The organism is Enterobacter sp. 302C9, assembly GCF_034106085.1.
In the GTDB taxonomy this organism is placed as follows: domain Bacteria; phylum Pseudomonadota; class Gammaproteobacteria; order Enterobacterales; family Enterobacteriaceae; genus Enterobacter; species Enterobacter asburiae_B.
Genome location: NZ_JAWNBW010000006.1, coordinates 174,466 through 193,518, shown reverse-complemented (window position 1 = coordinate 193,518; position 19,053 = coordinate 174,466). Strand labels below are relative to the sequence as shown.

Annotated in this window: 22 protein-coding genes; 15 read left to right on the top strand and 7 right to left on the bottom strand. The window is 53.7% G+C overall.

Annotated features, from left to right (window positions below; all coding sequences use genetic code 11):
- Positions 1-43: 43 nt before the first annotated feature.
- The 7 genes from glsB (at position 44) to UR289_RS14015 (ending at position 7,259) form a co-directional block, all read left to right on the top strand.
- On the top strand, positions 44-970 hold the full coding sequence (glsB, locus tag UR289_RS14045) for a glutaminase B (protein WP_032657066.1): 927 nt from the start codon (positions 44-46) through the stop codon (positions 968-970).
- Positions 970-1,326 (top strand): DUF4186 domain-containing protein, encoded by a 357-nt coding sequence (locus UR289_RS14040; protein ID WP_047060875.1) that lies wholly within the window; start codon positions 970-972, stop codon positions 1,324-1,326. Before glsB ends, UR289_RS14040 begins: the two co-directional genes overlap by 1 nt.
- Positions 1,327-1,439: 113 nt before the next feature.
- Complete coding sequence (locus UR289_RS14035) at positions 1,440-2,879, top strand: GGDEF domain-containing protein (RefSeq protein ID WP_045888374.1); 1,440 nt, start codon at positions 1,440-1,442, stop codon at positions 2,877-2,879.
- Between the two features lie 119 nt (positions 2,880-2,998).
- On the top strand, positions 2,999-3,964 hold the full coding sequence (locus UR289_RS14030) for a sensor domain-containing diguanylate cyclase (RefSeq protein WP_039262472.1): 966 nt from the start codon (positions 2,999-3,001) through the stop codon (positions 3,962-3,964).
- 82 nt (positions 3,965-4,046) lie between these two features.
- Positions 4,047-4,574 carry a GNAT family N-acetyltransferase gene (locus UR289_RS14025; RefSeq protein ID WP_033145544.1) on the top strand — a complete coding sequence of 176 codons (528 nt, stop codon included), beginning with the start codon at positions 4,047-4,049 and terminating at the stop codon, positions 4,572-4,574.
- Positions 4,575-4,692: 118 nt separating this feature from the next.
- Entirely contained in the window at positions 4,693-6,144 is a 1,452-nt protein-coding gene (locus tag UR289_RS14020) for a tagaturonate reductase (protein ID WP_320710550.1), read from the top strand.
- A 200-nt stretch (positions 6,145-6,344) separates the two neighbouring features.
- Entirely contained in the window at positions 6,345-7,259 is a 915-nt protein-coding gene (locus tag UR289_RS14015; RefSeq protein ID WP_033145546.1) for a bestrophin family protein, read from the top strand.
- On the opposite strand, the gene UR289_RS14010 is transcribed toward UR289_RS14015, so the two are convergent.
- Positions 7,247-7,795 carry a GNAT family N-acetyltransferase gene (locus UR289_RS14010; RefSeq protein ID WP_033145547.1) on the bottom strand — a complete coding sequence of 183 codons (549 nt, stop codon included), beginning with the start codon at positions 7,793-7,795 and terminating at the stop codon, positions 7,247-7,249. The genes UR289_RS14015 and UR289_RS14010 overlap by 13 nt on opposite strands.
- Before the next feature lie 117 nt (positions 7,796-7,912).
- Between UR289_RS14010 and UR289_RS14005 the strand changes: the two genes are divergently transcribed.
- From UR289_RS14005 to UR289_RS13980, 6 genes are all read left to right on the top strand, one after another.
- Positions 7,913-8,383 (top strand): GNAT family N-acetyltransferase, encoded by a 471-nt coding sequence (locus tag UR289_RS14005; protein WP_045888368.1) that lies wholly within the window; start codon positions 7,913-7,915, stop codon positions 8,381-8,383.
- Between the two features lie 12 nt (positions 8,384-8,395).
- Entirely contained in the window at positions 8,396-8,836 is a 441-nt protein-coding gene (locus tag UR289_RS14000; RefSeq protein WP_033145551.1) for a GNAT family N-acetyltransferase, read from the top strand.
- 145 nt (positions 8,837-8,981) lie between these two features.
- On the top strand, positions 8,982-9,977 hold the full coding sequence (locus UR289_RS13995; RefSeq protein WP_087822582.1) for an alpha/beta fold hydrolase: 996 nt from the start codon (positions 8,982-8,984) through the stop codon (positions 9,975-9,977).
- A 44-nt stretch (positions 9,978-10,021) separates the two neighbouring features.
- Positions 10,022-10,762 carry a response regulator gene (locus UR289_RS13990; RefSeq protein WP_033145553.1) on the top strand — a complete coding sequence of 247 codons (741 nt, stop codon included), beginning with the start codon at positions 10,022-10,024 and terminating at the stop codon, positions 10,760-10,762.
- Positions 10,759-12,057, top strand: a complete 1,299-nt coding sequence (locus UR289_RS13985) for an ATP-binding protein (protein WP_064672505.1) — start codon at positions 10,759-10,761, stop codon at positions 12,055-12,057. The genes UR289_RS13990 and UR289_RS13985 overlap by 4 nt, the downstream gene beginning before the upstream one ends.
- A gap of 135 nt (positions 12,058-12,192) precedes the next feature.
- Positions 12,193-13,383, top strand: a complete 1,191-nt coding sequence (locus UR289_RS13980) for a cytochrome c biogenesis protein/redoxin (RefSeq protein WP_320710544.1) — start codon at positions 12,193-12,195, stop codon at positions 13,381-13,383.
- A gap of 4 nt (positions 13,384-13,387) precedes the next feature.
- Here UR289_RS13980 and tam read toward each other — a convergent pair whose 3' ends face one another.
- Positions 13,388-14,146, bottom strand: coding sequence for a trans-aconitate 2-methyltransferase (gene tam / locus UR289_RS13975; protein ID WP_219939644.1), 759 nt, complete (start codon positions 14,144-14,146; stop codon positions 13,388-13,390).
- Between the two features lie 383 nt (positions 14,147-14,529).
- Between tam and UR289_RS13970 the strand changes: the two genes are divergently transcribed.
- A complete protein-coding gene (locus UR289_RS13970; protein ID WP_087822586.1) occupies positions 14,530-15,168 on the top strand; it encodes an acyl-homoserine-lactone synthase in 639 nt (212 codons plus the stop codon).
- A 14-nt stretch (positions 15,169-15,182) separates the two neighbouring features.
- Here UR289_RS13970 and UR289_RS13965 read toward each other — a convergent pair whose 3' ends face one another.
- Both UR289_RS13965 and UR289_RS13960 read right to left on the bottom strand, forming a co-directional pair.
- Complete coding sequence (locus UR289_RS13965) at positions 15,183-15,875, bottom strand: helix-turn-helix transcriptional regulator (RefSeq protein ID WP_023311808.1); 693 nt, start codon at positions 15,873-15,875, stop codon at positions 15,183-15,185.
- A gap of 302 nt (positions 15,876-16,177) precedes the next feature.
- Positions 16,178-16,762, bottom strand: coding sequence for a GDP-mannose pyrophosphatase (locus tag UR289_RS13960; protein WP_219939645.1), 585 nt, complete (start codon positions 16,760-16,762; stop codon positions 16,178-16,180).
- Positions 16,763-16,848: 86 nt separating this feature from the next.
- Between UR289_RS13960 and UR289_RS13955 the strand changes: the two genes are divergently transcribed.
- The gene (locus UR289_RS13955; RefSeq protein WP_320710598.1) at positions 16,849-17,616 is read left to right on the top strand and encodes a DeoR/GlpR family DNA-binding transcription regulator; all 768 of its coding nucleotides are present in this window, start codon (positions 16,849-16,851) and stop codon (positions 17,614-17,616) included.
- Between the two features lie 12 nt (positions 17,617-17,628).
- On the opposite strand, the gene UR289_RS13950 is transcribed toward UR289_RS13955, so the two are convergent.
- From UR289_RS13950 to UR289_RS13940, 3 genes are all read right to left on the bottom strand, one after another.
- Positions 17,629-18,000 carry a VOC family protein gene (locus tag UR289_RS13950; RefSeq protein WP_047060887.1) on the bottom strand — a complete coding sequence of 124 codons (372 nt, stop codon included), beginning with the start codon at positions 17,998-18,000 and terminating at the stop codon, positions 17,629-17,631.
- Between the two features lie 87 nt (positions 18,001-18,087).
- Positions 18,088-18,516: a DUF4354 family protein gene (locus tag UR289_RS13945; protein ID WP_048981345.1), complete on the bottom strand. Its 429-nt coding sequence runs from the start codon at positions 18,514-18,516 to the stop codon at positions 18,088-18,090.
- A gap of 37 nt (positions 18,517-18,553) precedes the next feature.
- Entirely contained in the window at positions 18,554-18,997 is a 444-nt protein-coding gene (locus UR289_RS13940) for a PACE efflux transporter (RefSeq protein WP_033145563.1), read from the bottom strand.
- Positions 18,998-19,053 lie beyond the last annotated feature (56 nt).

Sequence of the window (19,053 nt, the reverse complement as noted above, 5' to 3'; positions counted from 1 at the left end):
TTATACTCGCAGCCCGTTTTAGCCTGAGGGCAAGGAGCAAAGTGTGGCTGCGGTCATCCATAATGAGATGTTGGACGAGATTCTGGCGCAGGTTCGTCCGTTAATTGGAAAGGGGAAGGTTGCCGACTATATTCCGGCCCTTGCCTCGGTGAGCGGGAACAAGCTGGGGATTGCTATCTGTACCATTGACGGACAGCGATACCAGGCAGGCGATGCGGCTGAGCGTTTTTCCATTCAGTCCATTTCGAAAGTGCTGAGTCTGGTTGCGGCGATGCGCCAGTATGAAGAAGACGAGATCTGGCAGCGTGTCGGTAAAGATCCTTCCGGCCAGCCTTTTAACTCGCTGCTTCAGCTCGAGATTGAACAGGGTAAACCGCGAAATCCCTTTATCAATGCCGGGGCGCTGGTGGTCTGCGATATGCTGCAAAGTCGCCTCAGCGCACCGCGCCAGCGAATGCTGGAGATTGTTCGCCAGCTCTCGGGCGTTGACGATATTGCCTATGATGCGGTGGTGGCACGCTCGGAGTTTGAACACTCCGCCCGTAACGCGGCTATCGCATGGCTGATGAAATCCTTCGGTAATTTCCACAACGACGTGGCGACCGTGCTGCAAAACTACTTCCATTACTGCGCCCTGAAAATGAGCTGCGTTGAGCTGGCCCAGACGTTCCTGTTCCTTGCGCACCAGGGGCACGCGCCGCATCTCGATCAGGAGGTGGTTTCTCCGCTTCAGGCCCGGCAGGTTAACGCGCTGATGGCCACCAGCGGGATGTATCAAAACGCCGGTGAGTTTGCCTGGCGCGTTGGGCTTCCGGCTAAATCGGGCGTCGGCGGCGGGGTCGTGGCGATTGTGCCGCATGAAATGGCGATAGCCGTCTGGAGCCCGGAACTGGATGAAACGGGAAATTCCCTTGCCGGCGTGGCGGTTCTGGAGAAACTTACCCAGCGCCTGGGACGTTCCGTATACTGATGTCCGATCTGGATCCTCTCTTTTCCCGCCTGGCGCGATCGACATTTCGCTCGCGCTTTCGCCTGGGCGATAAGGAACGACAGTACTGCTGGGACAAAGGCCCCGAAACCATTGATCGGCATGCCGCGGATTTTGTCGAAAAGCGCCTTGCGCCCGCGCACCCCGCAAACGACGGTAAGCAGACGCCCATGCGCGGTCACCCGGTGTTTATCGCCCAGCATGCCACCGCCACCTGTTGCCGGGGCTGTCTGGCAAAATGGCATAACATTCCACAGGGCGTAACGCTCACGGCGCCGCAACAAAATTATATCGTCAGCGTCATCCACCACTGGCTGGTGCTGCAGATGAACGCCTAAATTTGACGAGTTATGCTCCCGTGGTATTTGTGTTATAGATGCATCCCAAGTTAGTCCCGATCATGCTGACGACCGCAATAATTGCCATAAGCTTTCATATGGAATGATATTTAATGCGTTCTGCTCTTACCGCTTTCAGGCCGTTCCAGGTTGATACGCCGCTGCGAAATGCAGCGACGATCTTCATCCTCACCACCTTATTCTATTTTGTGGGCGCGGAATTACGGCTCGTTGAGGCCCTGTCGCTGTTCTGGCCGCTGAATGGCGTCATGGCAGGGATCTTCGCCCGCTATGTTTACCTGAATCGCCTGCATTACTACGCGGTATGTTATGTCGCGATGCTGTTGTACGACGCGGTAACGACCAACTGGGGTATGGCCTCCGTGGTGATCAACCTGTCAAACATGATCTTTATCGTCGTCGTCGCCGTGCTGGTTCAGCGCGACAAGCGGCTGATGAAGAAAACCCCCGATCCGCTTAACGCGCTACGCCTGTTTAACTACTGTCTGATTGCCGCGCTGCTTTGCGCCTTGCTCGGCGCGGTAGGGTCGGTCGGGATTGACAGTCATACCTTCTGGCCGCTATTTGCCGACTGGTTTAGCGAGCAGTTCTCAACCGGCGTGCTTGTTGTGCCCTGTATGCTCACGTTACGCATGCCCGGGCGTGAGCTCAGGCTACGTCTTGAGCAACTGCTGCCGGTAATTGCGCTGATCGTCTCGGTGATCGCGTCGGTGGTGATTGGCGGAGCGGGGAGCCTCTCGTTTCCTCTGCCTGCGCTTATCTGGTGTGCGGTTCGCTACTCGCTGCCCGCCACCTGTCTGCTGACGTTTATCACGGGGGCCACTGAAATCATTCTGGTCGCCAACTCGATTATTAATATCGCCGTGGCGACGCCGTTTACGACGCCAATGATGTTTTCAGCCCGGCTGGGGATCGCCACGATGGCGATCTGCCCGGTGATGGTTTCCGTCAGCATGGCGGCGATTAATTCCCTGATCCGCCAGGTTTCACTGAGGGCGGATTATGACTTTTTAACCCACGTCTATTCGCGTTCCGGGCTTTATGAGGCGTTAAAGCATGAAGAGACGTACCGGCACACGCGTTTTCTGACCGTCATGCTGCTGGATATTGATTATTTTAAAAGCATTAATGATAACTACGGCCACGAGTGCGGAGACCGCGTGCTGGCGTCGTTTGCCCGACAGGTTCAGCAGGTCGTCGGCGAAGACGGCATGGTGGCGCGCATGGGCGGGGAAGAGTTCGCCGTGGTGGTCAATTCAGGCGACGCGCAGCACGGTTTTGAACTGGCTGAACGTATCCGATCCACCGTTGCCGGTCATCCTTTTACATGGCGTCACCAGACGCTCTATCTGACGGTCAGCATTGGCCTCGGCAGCGGAAAGGCTGAGTCCTGGCAGCTGACCGAGGTCTTCAACAAGCTCATGGCCGAAGCGGACGATCATCTCTATCGTTCCAAAAAAGCGGGTCGAAACCGTACCAGCGCCCGGGTGGCGGACGAGCAGATTGCCGCGCCCTCCGGGAGTGAAACATAGCTGCGTTAATCGTCATAAGGCATTGACGTGAATAGTAAGCGGCTTAACAGGATGTCAGAACACTGACAATGTCTCTGTTTAAGCTACGCTTTTAGTAACGCTTTACGTCAGGAGACATTATGAAAGCACCTGCAACCCCTGAAAATGAAACAGACAGACTCAACTCGCTACGAGAATCAGGTCTGCTTGAGATCGACAGTTCCCCGGCGTTTGACCGCTTAACGCGTCTGGCAAAACGCTTCTTCCAGGTGCCGCTGGCGATGGTCAATCTCATTGATGAGCATTCGCTGATCGTTAAGTCGGCCGACGGTCAGGCGCCCGGCAGCGTTCCGCGCAATATCTCATTTTGCGGCCATACGATCCTCACCGAAGCGCCGCTGGTGGTGGGGGATATGCTTCAGGACGATCGCTTTGCGGATAACCCGTTGGTGGCCGGTGAGCCTCGCGTGCGTTTTTACGCGGGTTTCCCGCTGCGCCTGCGCGACGGCGCAAGCGTTGGCTCGCTGTGCCTGATTGATTACGCCCCCCGCGAGTTTTCTGCCGCCGACCTCGCCGTGCTGGGGGACCTTGGCGCGCTGGCGGAAGACGAATTTGCTGCCATCAGCGCGGCGACCACGGATGAATTAACCGGGTTATTCAACCGTCGGGGCTTTAATCAGCTCGTGCGGTTCACGCTTTCCGTTGCCCGGCGTCGCGCTGAGCCGCTCACGCTCGGCTGGCTGGATTTGGATCGCTTTAAGGAAATTAACGATCGCTTCGGGCATGAAGAGGGGGATAAGGCGCTGAAAGCGATGGCGCAGCTAATGCGCGCCTCTTTCCGCGAAGCGGATCTGCTGGTGCGTTTTGGCGGGGACGAGTTCGCCGTGCTGTTCGCGGATACGGATGAGCAGGGCGCCTGGATTGCCATGCAGTATCTTGCCGAGCAGGTAGAAAACTATAACGCCCGCAAGCTACATCCCTGGTCGCTCCATTTCTCGTGGGGGCTCAGTGAATTCGATCATAACGGCAACGACCTGCAGCAGTGGTTAAAAGAGGCCGATGAAAAGATGTATGCCATGAAACAGCAGCGACAGCGCTCCCGGTAACATAACAAAAGCGTATGTCCGATCCGTTTGCGTTAAGAAGATGTTAAATGCACAGTGACGGTATTCAACGTAAGGAAAAACAATGAATACCTCACTGCAAATCAAAAACCTCACCCGAGACGACATTCTCACCCATCTTGATGCGCTGGCCGGGATCCTCGAAAACTGTGTGAACGGCGGGGCATCCGTCAGCTTTATGCTTCCCTTTAGTCTGGATAAGGCTCGTTCGTTCTGGCGCGGCATCGCTGAAAGCGTAGGGCGCAACGAGCGTCTGGTGCTGGCCTGTGTCGACCCGCAGGACGGCGTCATCGGTACGGTGCAGCTGATCGTCGACCAGCCGGAAAACCAGCCGCATCGCGCCGATGTGGCGAAGCTGCTGGTTCACGAGAAAGCCCGCCGCAAAGGTGCCGCGATGGCCTTGATGGAAGCGCTTGAAGCGGAGGCCCGGGCCAGAGATATTTCGGTTCTGGTGCTCGATACCTCCACCGGCAGCGGCGCCGAGACGTTCTACCAGCGTGCCGGCTGGCAAAAGGTGGGGGAGATCCCGCGCTATGCCCTGATGCCGGACGGCGCCATGACGGCCACGTCCGTGTTCTATAAGTTCTTATGATTATTTTGTACAACTACGCCGTGGATTGATCAAAACAGGGTTTCTGGTCGTTAAGTTTTGATAAGTTATCGCACCAATCTTATCAGGCTGTATGACTAATCATAAAAGGAACCCTCTTGTGAACACGCTCAACCGTCGTGATTTTCCCGGTGCTCAATACCCGGAACGCATTATTCAGTTTGGCGAAGGCAACTTCCTGCGTGCGTTTGTCGACTGGCAAATTGACCTGCTAAATGAACATACCGATCTTAACGCCGGTGTGGTTATCGTCCGTCCTATTCAGAGCGACTTCCCGCCGTCGCTGAACACTCAGGATGGTCTCTATACCACTATCATTCGCGGCCTGAACGGGCAGGGTAAAGCGGTGAGTGAGAGCCGTCTTATCCGCTCGGTTAACCGGGAGATCGACGTCTACGGCCAGTATGATGCGTTCCTGAAACTGGCGCACAATCCGGACATGCGCTTTGTTTTCTCGAACACCACCGAAGCGGGTATCAGCTACAACGCGGGTGACCGATTCGCCGATGCCCCTGCGGTGAGCTACCCGGCGAAGCTGACGCGACTGCTGTTTGAGCGTTATAGCCACTTCAACGGTGCAGCGGATAAAGGCTGGATCATCATTCCGTGCGAGCTGATTGACTACAATGGTGATGCGCTGCGTGAACTTGTCCTGCGCTATGCCCGGGAGTGGGCGCTGCCTGCCGCCTTTATCCAGTGGCTTAACGAGGCAAACAGCTTCTGCTCGACGCTGGTTGACCGTATCGTGACCGGTTACCCGCGCGACGAAGCGGCCACGCTGGAGGCTGAGCTGGGTTATCACGATGGTTTCCTGGATACGGCTGAACATTTCTATCTGTTTGTTATCCAGGGGCCGGCATCTCTTGCGCAGGAACTTCGTCTGGATAAATACCCGTTGAATGTGCTGATTGTCGACGACATCAGGCCCTACAAAGAGCGCAAAGTCGCTATCCTGAACGGCGCGCATACGGCGCTGGTGCCGGTGGCATTCCAGGCTGGGTTAGAGACGGTAGGCGAGGCGATGAATGATGCCGAGATCTGCGCGTTTGTCGAAAAAGCGATTTATCAGGAGATCATTCCGGTCCTCGATCTGCCGCGTGACGAGCTGGAATCTTTTGCCAGCGCGGTAACAGGGCGTTTTCGCAACCCTTACATCAGACACCAGCTGCTTTCCATTGCGCTTAACGGCATGACCAAATACCGCACCCGCATTCTGCCGCAGCTGCTGGCAGGGCAGAACGCAAGCGGACAATTGCCTGCACGTCTGACGTTCGCGCTGGCTGCGTTAATAGCGTTTTACCGCGGGGAGCGTAACGGGGAGAACTATCCGGTGCAGGATGATGCATTCTGGCTGGAACGTTATCAACAGCTGTGGGCGCAGCATCGCGACCAGCAGTTGAGCACCCGTGAGCTGGTGCAGTCCGTATTGAGCGTGAGCGAGCACTGGGAACTGGATCTCACGCAGGTCACCGGGCTCGTCGACCAGGTCACCCTGGATGTTGACGCCATTCTCCTGAAGGGAATGCGCGCAGCGGTGAACCCCCTTTGCTAATGACGTTACCCGGCTTCGGCCGGGTTTAATTACACCTTATTTTAGTTACAACATACTATATGCTCTTTTTTTAAAACCGCATGCAGCACCGTGCGGTTATCGCTAAGCAGGTCATAAAATTCAATGCCCCGTTAACATGCTTGCAACCGTGAGGGAGATCACGTTTAATAGCCACGCTCTTTTCCTTCCTGAAACTCACTATGATTGTTCGTCCTAAACAGCACTGGCTACAACTGATTTTTGTCTGGCACGGCTCGGTACTTCCCAAAATTTACACCCGACTGCTGCTCAACTTCCTGCTTTCTATTGCCGTTATCCTGATGCTGCCGTGGTATACCTCGCTGGGTATCAAATTTACCGTGGCGCCATTTAGCATTCTCGGCGTGGCGATCGCTATCTTTCTCGGTTTCAGAAACAACGCCTGTTATTCGCGCTACGTTGAGGCTCGCCTGCTTTGGGGGCAGTTGATGATAGCGGCACGCTCGCTGTTTCGCGAGGTGAAAAACACCTTGCCTGACGATAAGCACCTGGGGGAATTTGTCCGCCTGCAGATAGCTTTTGCCAACTGCCTGCGCATGACCCTCCGCCGGGACCTGAACGCCGAACAGCTCTCTCGCTATCTTGCTCCGGACGATTTACGTCACGTGATGAGCGCCAACTCGCCGGCGAACCGCATTTTACTGATTATGGGGGAGTGGCTGGCCGTGCGGCGGCGTAACGGCCAGCTTTCAGACATCCTGTTCCACAGCCTGAACAACCGTCTGAACGATATGTCCATCGTCCTCTCCGGCTGCGAGCGCATTGCGACTACGCCGGTGCCGTTTGCCTATACGCTGATTTTGCACCGCACTGTGTATCTGTTCTGCATCATGCTGCCGTTCGCGCTGGTTGTAGATCTGCACTACATGACGCCGTTTGTCTCGGCGCTGATCTCCTACACCTTTATCTCGCTGGACACCCTGGCGGAAGAGCTGGAAGACCCGTTCGGTACAGAAGATAACGATCTGCCGCTGGACGCCATCTGCAACATGATGGAACGCGATCTGCTGCAGATGAACGATGAAGAGAACATTCCGGAAAGGCTGATGCCGGATAAGTATTATCAGCTGACCTGACGGGCGTTCCACTCGTCGCGGGTGATCTCCCACAGTTCGGAATCCAGCATGCCGCTGACGTAGGCTTTCTTTTCCGTCCTGATAAGCCGCATGCCGCTACTGTCTGAAATACGCCGGGAGCGGCTGTTGGCGGTGGCTTTCGGGGCGCGTAATACGGGTTTGTTTAGCGTATTGAACCAGTAATCCGTCGCGGCAATGCTGGCCTCGCGCATGTATCCCTGGCCCTGAAATTCCGGGGCCAACCAGAATCCACGGTTGTTATCTTCGACGTCATACAAACAGATAATACCCATCAACTCATCCGGCACCTCGCGACGACGGATGCTCCAGAACCAGGCGATCCCTTTTGCCATATCCGGCAGCGCCACGTTGTTGACATAGTTTTCCGCGCCGTTATCCGGGTAGGGCCAGGGCACGGAAGAGACCATATAGCGGACGATCTCCCAGCGCGGATAACGCTTTTGTATCTGGGCAGCATCTTCGGCAACCAGCGGTTTTAGCAATAAGCGTTCTGTCGTGAGCGTCGGTATCGTCATCCGCGGATCTCCATATTTAAGCGTTATTCTTTTGTTTGTGTTCTGGTATTTTCATCTTTACGGCACTCTATCCCAGCGAGCTCTTTTCCCATACTACTAACAATTGCAGAGGTCAGCATGACATTAAGACGGGCCAACCCACAGGAAGCCGAAATACTCTGGAATATTCGCAATCAGGCGATTCGTCACGGCTGTAAAACCAGTTACGACGCCGACGTCATTGCGCGCTGGACGCCGGATCTCATGCCCGAACACTATCGGCAGATGGTCATTGAATACCCTTTTTACGTGGTGGAAGATGAAACGGGCGACGTTGCGGCGACCGGCTATCTGGATCTGGATACCCACTGTCTGGAGGCGATATTCACCTTGCCCGCGGCCTTCGGTAAAGGCATGGCGACCCGAATTATCGAGGCGCTCAAAAATGAAGCCCGTAGCCGGGGGATAACCCGCCTGAGGCTGGATGCAACCCCTAATGCCCAGTCGTTTTATCAGAAGCTGGGGTTTGTCACGCTGCGCGAAAACTATCATCACTCGCGTATGGCCGGGGCTGATTTACGCTGTTTTGAAATGGCGATCGACTTGTAATGTGAGGAACACATGGCTGTCACGGTAAGACCTCTACGTGAAGACGATTATTCCCAATGGCGACCGCTGTGGGATGGCTATACCCATTTTTATGACTGTTACCTCGAGGAATCCGTCACCGCATCGACATGGGAAAGGGCGCTCTCAGCGCATTCCTCGATGTTTTGCCGCGTGGTAGAAACGGATGAAAAGGTCATCGGTTTCGCGATGTGCATTCTGCACGAAGGAACCTGGTCAACGGCCCCCGTTTGCTACCTGGAAGATCTGTTTGTTGATGCCGACGAACGCGGGGCGGGAGCCGGTAAGGCGCTCATTGATGCTCTGATTGAGGAAGGCAAGCGCGAAGGGTGGTCAAAACTGTACTGGGTCACCCGGGAGAATAACCCGGCGCGAAAACTTTATGACAAATACGGTCAAGCCGACGATTACGTCCGCTATCGCATCACCCTTTAAGGCGACAAGGCCTGGGTTTGTATCACACTGTATCTGCATCGCTGGTACATACACAGGCTTGCAATAAACCCGCTTTCGCACATATCCGCTATACATTGCCGTGTTGTTATATCCCCGTGAACTGTACTCAACCGGAGATACCAACATGTTTAGCAAACTCGCGTACTCAACTCTCGCACTGACCGTTTCTCTTGGCACCGTGATGTCCTGTCAGGCTGAAGTCACCGGCACAAATTTCGCGGCAGCCTTTGATCATCCGCAGCAAATTAACGCCGGCGATCTGAATGTCGGTTATGTCGACATCGGCCCGAAAAACGGCCAGCCGGTTATTTTACTGCACGGCTGGCCTTACGATATTCACAGCTACGCCGACGTCGCGCCCGCGCTGGCGGCAAAAGGCTATCGGGTGATTGTGCCTTCTCTGCGCGGCTACGGCACCACGCGCTTCCTGTCACCCAAAACGCCGCGCAACGGCCAGCCTTCAGCCATGGCGAAGGATATTGTGAACCTGATGGATGCCCTGAATATTAAGCAGGCGGTATTTGCAGGATATGACTGGGGTGCTCGTACGGCGGATATCGTTGCGGCGCTGTGGCCAGAGCGCGTTAAGTCACTGGTGTCGGTGAGCGGGTATCTCATCAGCAGCCAGCAGATTGGCAAACAGCCGCTGCCGCCAAAAGCGGAACAGCAGTGGTGGTATCAGTTCTATTTCGCTACCGCGCGCGGTGCTGAAGGCTATGCCAAAAACACGCATGACTTCGCCCGTTTGATCTGGTCTCAGGCCTCGCCTGACTGGAAATTTAGTGATGCTGTCTTCAACGCCAGCGCAAAATCCCTCGATAACCCGGATCACGTCGCGGTGACGCTCAGCAACTATCGCTGGCGTTTAGGGCTGGAAAAAGGCGAGCGCAAATATGACAGCTACGAGCAAAAACTCGCTACGCTGCCGAATATCACCGTTCCAACGATCACCATCGAAGGCGGGAACAACGGCGCGCCGCATCCGGCTCCGCAGGCCTACGCGGGTAAATTTACCGGTAAATATGAGCACCGCACCTTCGGGGCAAACGTGGGGCACAATCCGCCTCAGGAAGATCCGCAGGATTTCGTCAAGGCCGTCGTTGACGCGGACAAGCTCTGAAATGTGCTATTTTCAGTACGTTACCCTTCGGTCTGGAGATTTCGGTGGAGCATATTGATCATATCCTTGTCGTCGATGACGACAGGGATATTCGTGAACTGATTGTCGATTATCTCGTTAAGTCTGGCTATCGCGCGACGGGCGCGGCCAACGGCAAAGAGATGCGCGTCGTGCTGGATAAACAGCATATCGACCTGGTTGTGCTGGATGTCATGATGCCCGGCGACGACGGGCTTACGTTATGTCGAGAGCTACGCGTCGGGAAATATAAAGATCTGCCCATCCTGATGCTGACGGCCCGCAACGAGGAGACGGACAGGATCCTGGGTCTGGAGATGGGCGCGGATGACTACGTGGTGAAGCCGTTTGTCGCCCGCGAACTGCTGGCGCGTATCAAAGCGATTTTACGGCGTTTTCGCACGATGCCGCCCAATTTGCAGGTGACAGAAGCCGGGCGGCTGGTGATGTTCGGTGAATGGCAGCTCGATACCGTTGCCCGTCACTTAATCGATCCGGAAGGGGTGATCGTCGCGCTCAGCGGGGCGGAGTATCGCCTGCTGCGCGTTTTCCTTGACCATCCTCAGCGTGTGCTGACCCGCGATCAGCTGCTCAACCTGACGCAGGGGCGAGACGCCGAGCTGTTTGAACGTTCTATCGACCTGCTGGTTAGCCGGGTTCGTCAGCGCCTGAACGAAGACGCCCGCACGCCCGCCTATATCAAGACCGTGCGCAGCGAGGGCTACGTTTTTACCATGCCGGTGACCATCAAAGAGGCTAACGAATGACGCTCTGGCCGCGCTCGCTGCTGGCCCGCTTGCTGCTCGTCGTGCTGTCCGGCCTGCTGCTGGCCAACGCCCTGAGCCTGACGCTGGTCATGATTGAACGAATGCACAGCGCCAGAACGGTGATGCTCGGTAATCTGGAAAACGACGTCGCAACCAGCGTCGCCATTTTAGACCGCTTACCGGCCAGCGAGCGCGCGGCCTGGCTTTCGCGCCTCGAACGGGGCAATTACCGTTATATTCTGGGACCGGGAGAGCCCGGCAACGCGCCGACGGATAAGCGTTCGCAGGACGCCATCCGAACCTTAAAAGCGACGCTTGCGTCACAGTACCCGCTCAGCTTCACCGCCGTTCCCGGTGCCGTTTCACACATCCAGGCGCATCTGACGTTACGCGACGGCGCGCCGCTGACCATTGACCTGATCCCACGCATGCCGCCGGTCGCCAGCTGGCTGCCCGTAGTGCTGATCCTGCAGCTGCTGTTGCTGGCTGCGTGCGGCTGGATTGCCGTGCGGCAGGTGGTGCGGCCTTTTTCACAATTTACCCGCGCGGTGGATTCGCTGGATCCGGCGGCCAGCACGCCAATGACGGAGAAAGGGCCGCTTGAGGTGAAGCGTGCAGCGCATGCCTTCAACGCGATGCAGGCGCGCATTCAGTCTTATCTCCGGGAGCGCGCGCAGATCCTGGCGTCCATTTCTCACGATCTTCAGACGCCGATTACCCGCATGAAGCTGCGCGTTGAGATGGCAGGGGAACCTGAACTTCGCGACAAGCTCCTGAACGATCTCGATAGCATGACGCGTCTTGTTCGCGAGGGTATAGCGTATGCCCGGTCATCAGAATCCCTGGAAGAGACCCCGCTGAAGCTGGAGCTGAACGCCTGGGTCAACAGCATCGCCTGCGATTATCAGGACATCGGTAAAAACGTGCAGCTTCAGGCAAACGATACCCGCTTGCCGATCGTTACGCGTCCGCAGGCGCTTCGTCGGGTGATGACCAACCTGCTGGATAACGCCCTTAAGTTCGGTGGGTATGCCGTTATTGCCATTGATAATTCGTCTTCCGAAGAGGTGGTGATTCATATCACTGACGGCGGACCGGGAATACCCGATGACGAGCTTGAGGCGGTATTACAGCCGTTTTACCGGGTGGAAACATCGCGCAACCGCGATACCGGCGGAACAGGACTCGGACTGGCGATTGCCGCGCAGCTCACCGCTCAGCTGGAAGGAAAGCTCAACCTGACGAACCGGGCCGGAGGCGGACTGGATGTCTCCATTACGCTACCGCGCCGTTAATTGTACGGCTTTGTATCTCCCGGCCCGGGTGATACAGAGCCAGACAAAACCTGCGTTTTTACACATATCCTGAACACATCCGCACGATGAAATAGCCTCACTGCAGCGTCGCAGGACTTGTATTGTGAGGTGTCTATGTTTCTGGTAATCGCTTTTCTGGGCGGGATGATAAGCCTGCTCAGTCCATGTACGCTCCCGGTTATTCCACTCCTTTTCGCCGGTTTTCAGGGACAGCGACGACATATTCTGGCCCTGCTGGCGGGGATGATCGTGATGTTCACCCTGGTGGCGATGGCCGTCACCGTCGCCAGCGAGTGGATCGCAGAGGCAACCATCGTCGGGCGCTGGATCGCTCTCGTTATTCTGGCCACGGCCGCGCTGGCCTTAATTTTTCCGTCATTCGCCCAGCGTATTGCGGGCCCGGCCGTCAGCGCGGGAAATGTCCTGAACACCCGAAGCGGGCAAACGCGCGGTCTGGCATCGGCTTTTCTGGCCGGGCTCGCGGTGGGGCTGCTCTGGTCTCCCTGCGCCGGTCCCATACTGGGCGCCATTTTTAGCATTAATATCGCGGGCCACTCGGCCATAGCGACGGGCGCGCTGCTGGCGGCCTACGGCAGCGGATGCGCGCTGATGTTAAGCCTGCTCGTTTTCGGCGGACGCACGCTGATGGCGCCGCTAAGAGCAAAATCGGCGCTGATGGAAAAGCTGCGGCAGGGGGCGGGCGTGGCGATGCTGGCGGCTGTCGTATTTAACGCGACGGGAATGACTTCACTTCTGAAAGGAGCAAACGGCGTTGCGGACCGTCTGGAGACAACACTCCTGACGCTGGCGAAACCCACAGCCGCGCCGGTGAAGCTCCAGCCGGTCGTGATGACAGAGCCCAGCAGCCAGCTGCCTTCATTAAGCGGGGGGACAGGGTGGATTAACGGTGACCCTGTCACGTCTGAATCCTTGCGAGGGAAGGTGGTGTTGATTGATTTCTGGACCTGGGATTGCATTAACTGTCAGCATACGCTCCCACACGTGCGGGACTGGGCCACGAAGTATCAGTCGCAGGGGCTGGTCGTGATTGGGGTTCACACGCCGGAATATCCCTGGGAAAAACCGCTCGCCTCGGTGAAAAACGGGGTAAATAAATGGCAGTTGCCGTACCGGGTGGTGACTGATAATAACTATCAAATCTGGAACGCTTTCGGGAACCAGTACTGGCCAGCGCATTACTATTTCGATGCCAAAGGCCAGCTACGCTATACCGCCTTTGGCGAAGGAGATTATGCGCAACAGGAAAAGGTCATTCAGCAGCTGCTGAAAGAAGCCCGGTCATAACCCGTCAGGGCTGGCGTTGCGCCACGATAAACAGCCGCGGAAAAGCGAGCAGTATCTGCCCATTTTCCTGGAGCGGATACTGCTCTTCCAGCAGTTCATGGTAGCGTTTCAGGTAACGTTTCTGCTCGCTCTCGTTCAGTTCCTGGAGCCACGGGCGCAAGCCGGTGGCGCTTACCCAGTCAATAATGGCCTGGTGCGAGCTCATTTTATGGAAATAGGTTGTCCGCCAGATATCCACGTCACAGCCCGCCTCGGACAAGATATCGTAGTAGGCATGCACACCCGGGAGAGGTTCGCGGCCGCGGTCAGGGTAGTCTTGTTCCAGCGCCACTTCGCGCATCGCCACATGAGTAGGTTCAAGCCAGTTGTCAGGCATCTGGATTGCTAATACGCCGTTAAGCGTGAGTAAAGAAACGAGATGAGGCAGGAGATCGTAATGGTCAGGAACCCATTGCAGCGAAGCGTTGGCATAAATCAGGTTCAGCGGTTGGCCAGGCTTGTACTGGCGGATATCGGCCTCAACAAAATGGCAGTCAGGCAATGCGGCTCTTGCTTCCTCGAGCATTGCAGGGGAGTTGTCGACCCCGGTAACGCGTGCCGAAGGCCAGCGATGCTTCAACAGCGCGGTGCTGTTTCCCGGCCCGCAGCCTAAATCAGCGATGGTGGAGACCTCATCCAGAGGAATTCTGGCGAGCAGTTCAGCGGCAGGACGCGTTCTTTCCGCGCCGTACTGCAGATAAAGAGAGGGATTCCAGTCGGCCATTTTGATTCTCCGTTTAGCATGCTTCTGCAAGAGTAGCACAGCATTAAGAACAGAGATAATAGGAGAAAAAATAGAAAAAGGAAATATTACCCCTTAAATACTTAAGGGGCAATACTTTAATTGTAATTATTTTATGATTATCGTTTTTTAATATTTTATCGGCTAAGTGCTTCTTACGCTCTGTACCCGAAACTATAAATATTAGATAATCATGAATGGATATATCCCTGGTGTTTCGTAGGTCTTTGACCTCCTGGCCACTGAGTTTCACGAGGACTTAGTGGCCGGGTACTTTTTAAGTATAAGGAATACCATGCACAATGAAAGCTGTCCTAAAAGACAGGGGATAATAGTTTCAGGTGTTATTATCAGGAATAAGAGCAATGAATTCTGTTATTGAGTTTTTTTTGCATGATTACGATGATTTACCGTCAGCATTAGCCCGCGAACTCTTCCGACTCAGGAGAAAAACCTTTCGGGACCGACTCGACTGGAAAGTTGAATGCGTTGAAGATATGGAAAAGGATCGGTTTGACAACCCAAACACGACATACTTGCTGGGTATGTATGAGGGACAGTTGTTATGCGGCGCACGATTCATTAACTCGACGCATCCGACGATGATAAGCGAAATATTTCACAATTATTTTGACGAAGCCATTATTTTCCCGGCAGATGTTCCCTGCTGTGAAATTAGCCGTTTATTTTTAGATAAAGAAACGCGAGACTCCGCAAGTCTGCAGGGCGTGCCCGCCAGTAAGGCATTGTTTCTTGCAATGAATATGTATTGCATAAAGCAAAAATACCATGGAATGTACGCTGTAGCCAGTCGCGGTATGTATGCCATATTTCGCCATGCGAACTGGAAAGTTGAAGTTATTCAACGCGGTGTTTCTGAAAAAGGGGAGGTTATTTACTATATTTATATGCCTGCCAGCACCAGCATTATTGAAGACATTATTAGCAAAGACAAATCCAGTCACTGGCTTCGCGAAATGCTGGAGCATTTACGCCACTTATAACCAGTGGCTGAGGCTCAGTCGTCCAGTAAGCGTAGTTCTGTTCCAAGCTTTATTGCGTGTCTGGCATTATTCACACCGAGCTTTTTCATTACATTTCCCATATGGAACTTAACGGTGCGTTCAGCAATAGACAAAATAACAGAAATTTCTGCGTAGGTTTTCCCGGCGCTGACCCATTTAAGGATTTGTCGCTCACGTGGTGACAGAAAAACATTCTTTTTCTGTTGATGCTGGCTATACAGGTTGAGTGTCTTCTGATGCAGTTGAACAAGGAAACTTAGAAATTGTGGCCGATATTTTTCTATATCAATACCAGAGTGCTTAGGACTGATGACGGATAAGACGACAAGATTATTCAGATAGTCATGCAGAGGAAAAGTCTGTCCCTGGTAGATATCATACTGGACGCTTTCGTTGAAAATGCGTGTCAGGTTATAACCATCCGACAGGATGACATCACTTTCCCAGAAAAAATCTTCAACACAGCGCAAAGCCCGAATGATAACAGGGTCAATGAACTGATATTTCCTGTCGAGGTAGATATCAAACCACTCGGGGCTGTTATTGATTATCCGCATCTGGGAAGGATCTTTCTTGTTCATAATGGCGTAGGCGAAGACGATCCCTTTGAAATCCTCAAAAAACGCGTCCAGCTCACTCTGAATTAGCGTATTGATCGCTATGTCGTTGTAATATGTATCCTTCACGTGAGTTGCTTGCCTCCTGTTCGAGTGGAGGAGCAAGTATAATATGCTTCGTTATCTGTAGCGAGTCGCATTTTAATCCAGCCAACAGATAAGACAGGCTACCTCAACTGGTAGCCTGGTCAACGTGTGGCATTTCTAATGGTAAATGCAGATGACTCGGCGAATTTTTGAAAATTTTGTCAAATCCCGAAATAGTTCACTAAATATAGTAGGCTGCAAAATTTAGGAGGTTTTCCGCTTTACATTTGAGTAATGGACAAGCGTACCGACCCAGATTCAAAATCAGGATTTTAACCAGCAGTCTACATAATGCCTTTAAGAGCAATATGATAAAGCAGCATGATGGTTTTACCGTCGACAATCTTGCCTGTTTCTATGCCGCGTAATGCCTCTTCAAGCGTCATTTCCAGCACGTCGATATCTTCTCCCTCAGCCTTGATCCCGCCGCCTGCGCCGGTTCTGTCTTTCGGCTGATACTCGGCAAGATAAAAATAGAGTTTTTCCGTGACGGAGCCCGGGCTCATATAGGCTTCAAAGATTTTCTGCACGCTCGAAACCTGAAACCCTGTCTCTTCTTCCGCTTCTGCTTTTATGCGGCTTTCGGGATCCATGTTGTCCAGCAGTCCCGCCGCGGCTTCGATTAAATCGTCCTCATGGCCGTTGATAAAGACGGGAAAGCGGAACTGGCGCGTCAGGATCACCGTTTTTTCCTCACGGTTGTAGAGAAGAAGAGTCGCGCCGTTGCCACGGTCGTAGACCTCCCGTTGCTGTCTTTGCCATTCGCCGTCACGGCGCTGCAGGTCGAAGGTGTATTTTTTAAGGTTGTACCAGTTATCTGACAGGGTTTCACTGTCAATGATGCGCACATCTGCACGTTTTGATTGCACGTTTGTTCCTCCTTACGTAGAGTAATTATCATAAACAGCATTATCGTGCACTTTCAAGATAAAACATGCAACATCAGGAATTCATGATGCTCACCAGTCAGCGAAAAAAATTGATCCTCGAAAAGCTCGGCGCAGAAGGTCAGGTCCAGTCAAAAGCACTCAGCATGCTCTTTGACGTCTCTGAAGACACCATTCGGCGTGATTTACGCGAGCTGGCGGCAGAAGGGCGTTTACAGCGGGTTCACGGCGGCGCGCTGCCGTCATCTTCTGCTATTGCTCCCTATGCCGAACGGCAATCCGTGAAGATGGATGCAAAAAAGAGGGTCGCCTGGAAAGGGGCTCAGCTGATTTCATCAGGGCAGGTGGTGATCGTTGACGGTGGCACGACAACTTCAGAGCTGATTACGTTTTTCCCTCCTGACCTGCGCATCACGGTGGTTACGCACAGCCCGAGCATCGCCCTGCGGCTCGTGGATCATCCGTCCATCGAGGTGATTCTGATCGGCGGTCGCTTGTATAAGCACTCCATTGTTGCGGTTGGCGCTGCAGCGATCGAAGGCATCGAAAATATTCATGCAGATCTGTTCTTTATGGGCGTGACAGGGATCCATCCTGAGGCGGGGCTGACAACCGGCGATTTCGAAGAAGCGTGCATCAAACGTGCATTTTCCGGCAGAGCCGCGGAGACGGTCGTCCTGGCTTCTCCGGAAAAGGTCAACACAGCGTCTTCGTTTGTGATTGGCGATGTGTCATCGGTGAACACCATCGTCGTTGAAGACAATACCGATCGGGACTGGATCCGCGCGGTATTGGAAAAAGGGGTCTCCGTCGTGTTGACCTCGGAGAGTGACTGAAAAAGCCTTGTGCTACGCGCCCTCCGGCGCATGGCACACAGCCTCAATATTGTGGCCATCGGGCGAGATGACAAACGCGGCATAGTAATTTTCACCGTATGACCTCAGCCCCGGCCCGCCGTTATCGCGTCCACCGGCGCGCAGGGCGGCATGGTAAAACGCATCGACCTGCTGGCGCGTGTTGGCCACAAACGCCAGATGCAGAGGAGCAGGTTTATCATTTGTCTGAAAAAGACAGAACGAAACATCGCCTGAACTCATTTCGACACCGTAGTCTGGCGTGCCTTCATCAATGAGTTCTACACCAAGCGGCTTAAGCGCATGGAGGAAGAAGGTTTTACTTTTTTCGTAATCACTGACGCCGAATTTCACATGATCGAACATGGTTCCTTCCTTTATGAGATGGAGAAATAACCAGTATAGAAGGAGAGTGGGGCGACCATACGAAAGAACGTGTCAATGTGACAATCATCAATTTATGCAGTCTTTTCCGATGCCGAAGCGGACAAATGGCATATTTAAAACGTCAGGGTTTGAGCTGGAAAAATAGACCAGTCCGGTTCTGTTGTCCCGCGGGTTGTATTTTTTCAACATTTCAAGCTCAATGCCGGTGCTCATAAATGTTTTCCCGTTTTTATCAAACAGGAAGAAACACATTTTATTATCTTTGCCCGGCTCAATACTTTTACCCGACGCGTTATCAAGCGTAACCTTGTAGCTAACCATATATTTTGCTTCGCCCGTTGTACTGTCCCATTGGCTTCCCTGAGACTCTTTTTGAGCGAAAATGGTTATCCCGGTGAGCTTGTCGTCATGGATCTCTTTCTTAGCGGCCTGAGCCGTCCCGGCGGCCGACAGCGCTAACGCAAGACAAATTCCTTTAGTCAGGAGACTTCGCATTTTTCTTCCTCTTCATTTTTTACATTGATTCACTTAGCTATAACGCCGAACGTTTCCGTCCAACGAACGTCCAGCGCAGGTAGTCGTAAAGCCAGTTAAACAGCATCGTATAGGGCAGGAAAAACAGCACCAGGCCAATCTCAACAAAAAATGCCTCCGTCACGGTCAGGTTCAGCATAACCATTGCCACAGGGATTAAGGAGATGATAAGTCCCGTTTCAAAACCAACCGCATGGATTGCGCGAACGAGAAATGTGCGTTGAAACTGATGTTTTTTCTGCAGGGAATCAAAGAGCTTATTAAAAATAAAATTCCAGACCGTTGCGGTAAGTGCAGATATCACGGACAACGAACCTGACTGAAGTACCGACACGTTCATCAGCCAGGCGAGTGACAGCGCGATGATAACGTTGGCCGTCACTTCAAAAATAACAGCATGGAAAACTCTCTCTTTAAAACTTTTATTTAATTCAATTTCCATTTGCTTACGACAGCGTTTTCAAAAGCTGAAGTATATCAGACATTTTTCAACCCTTT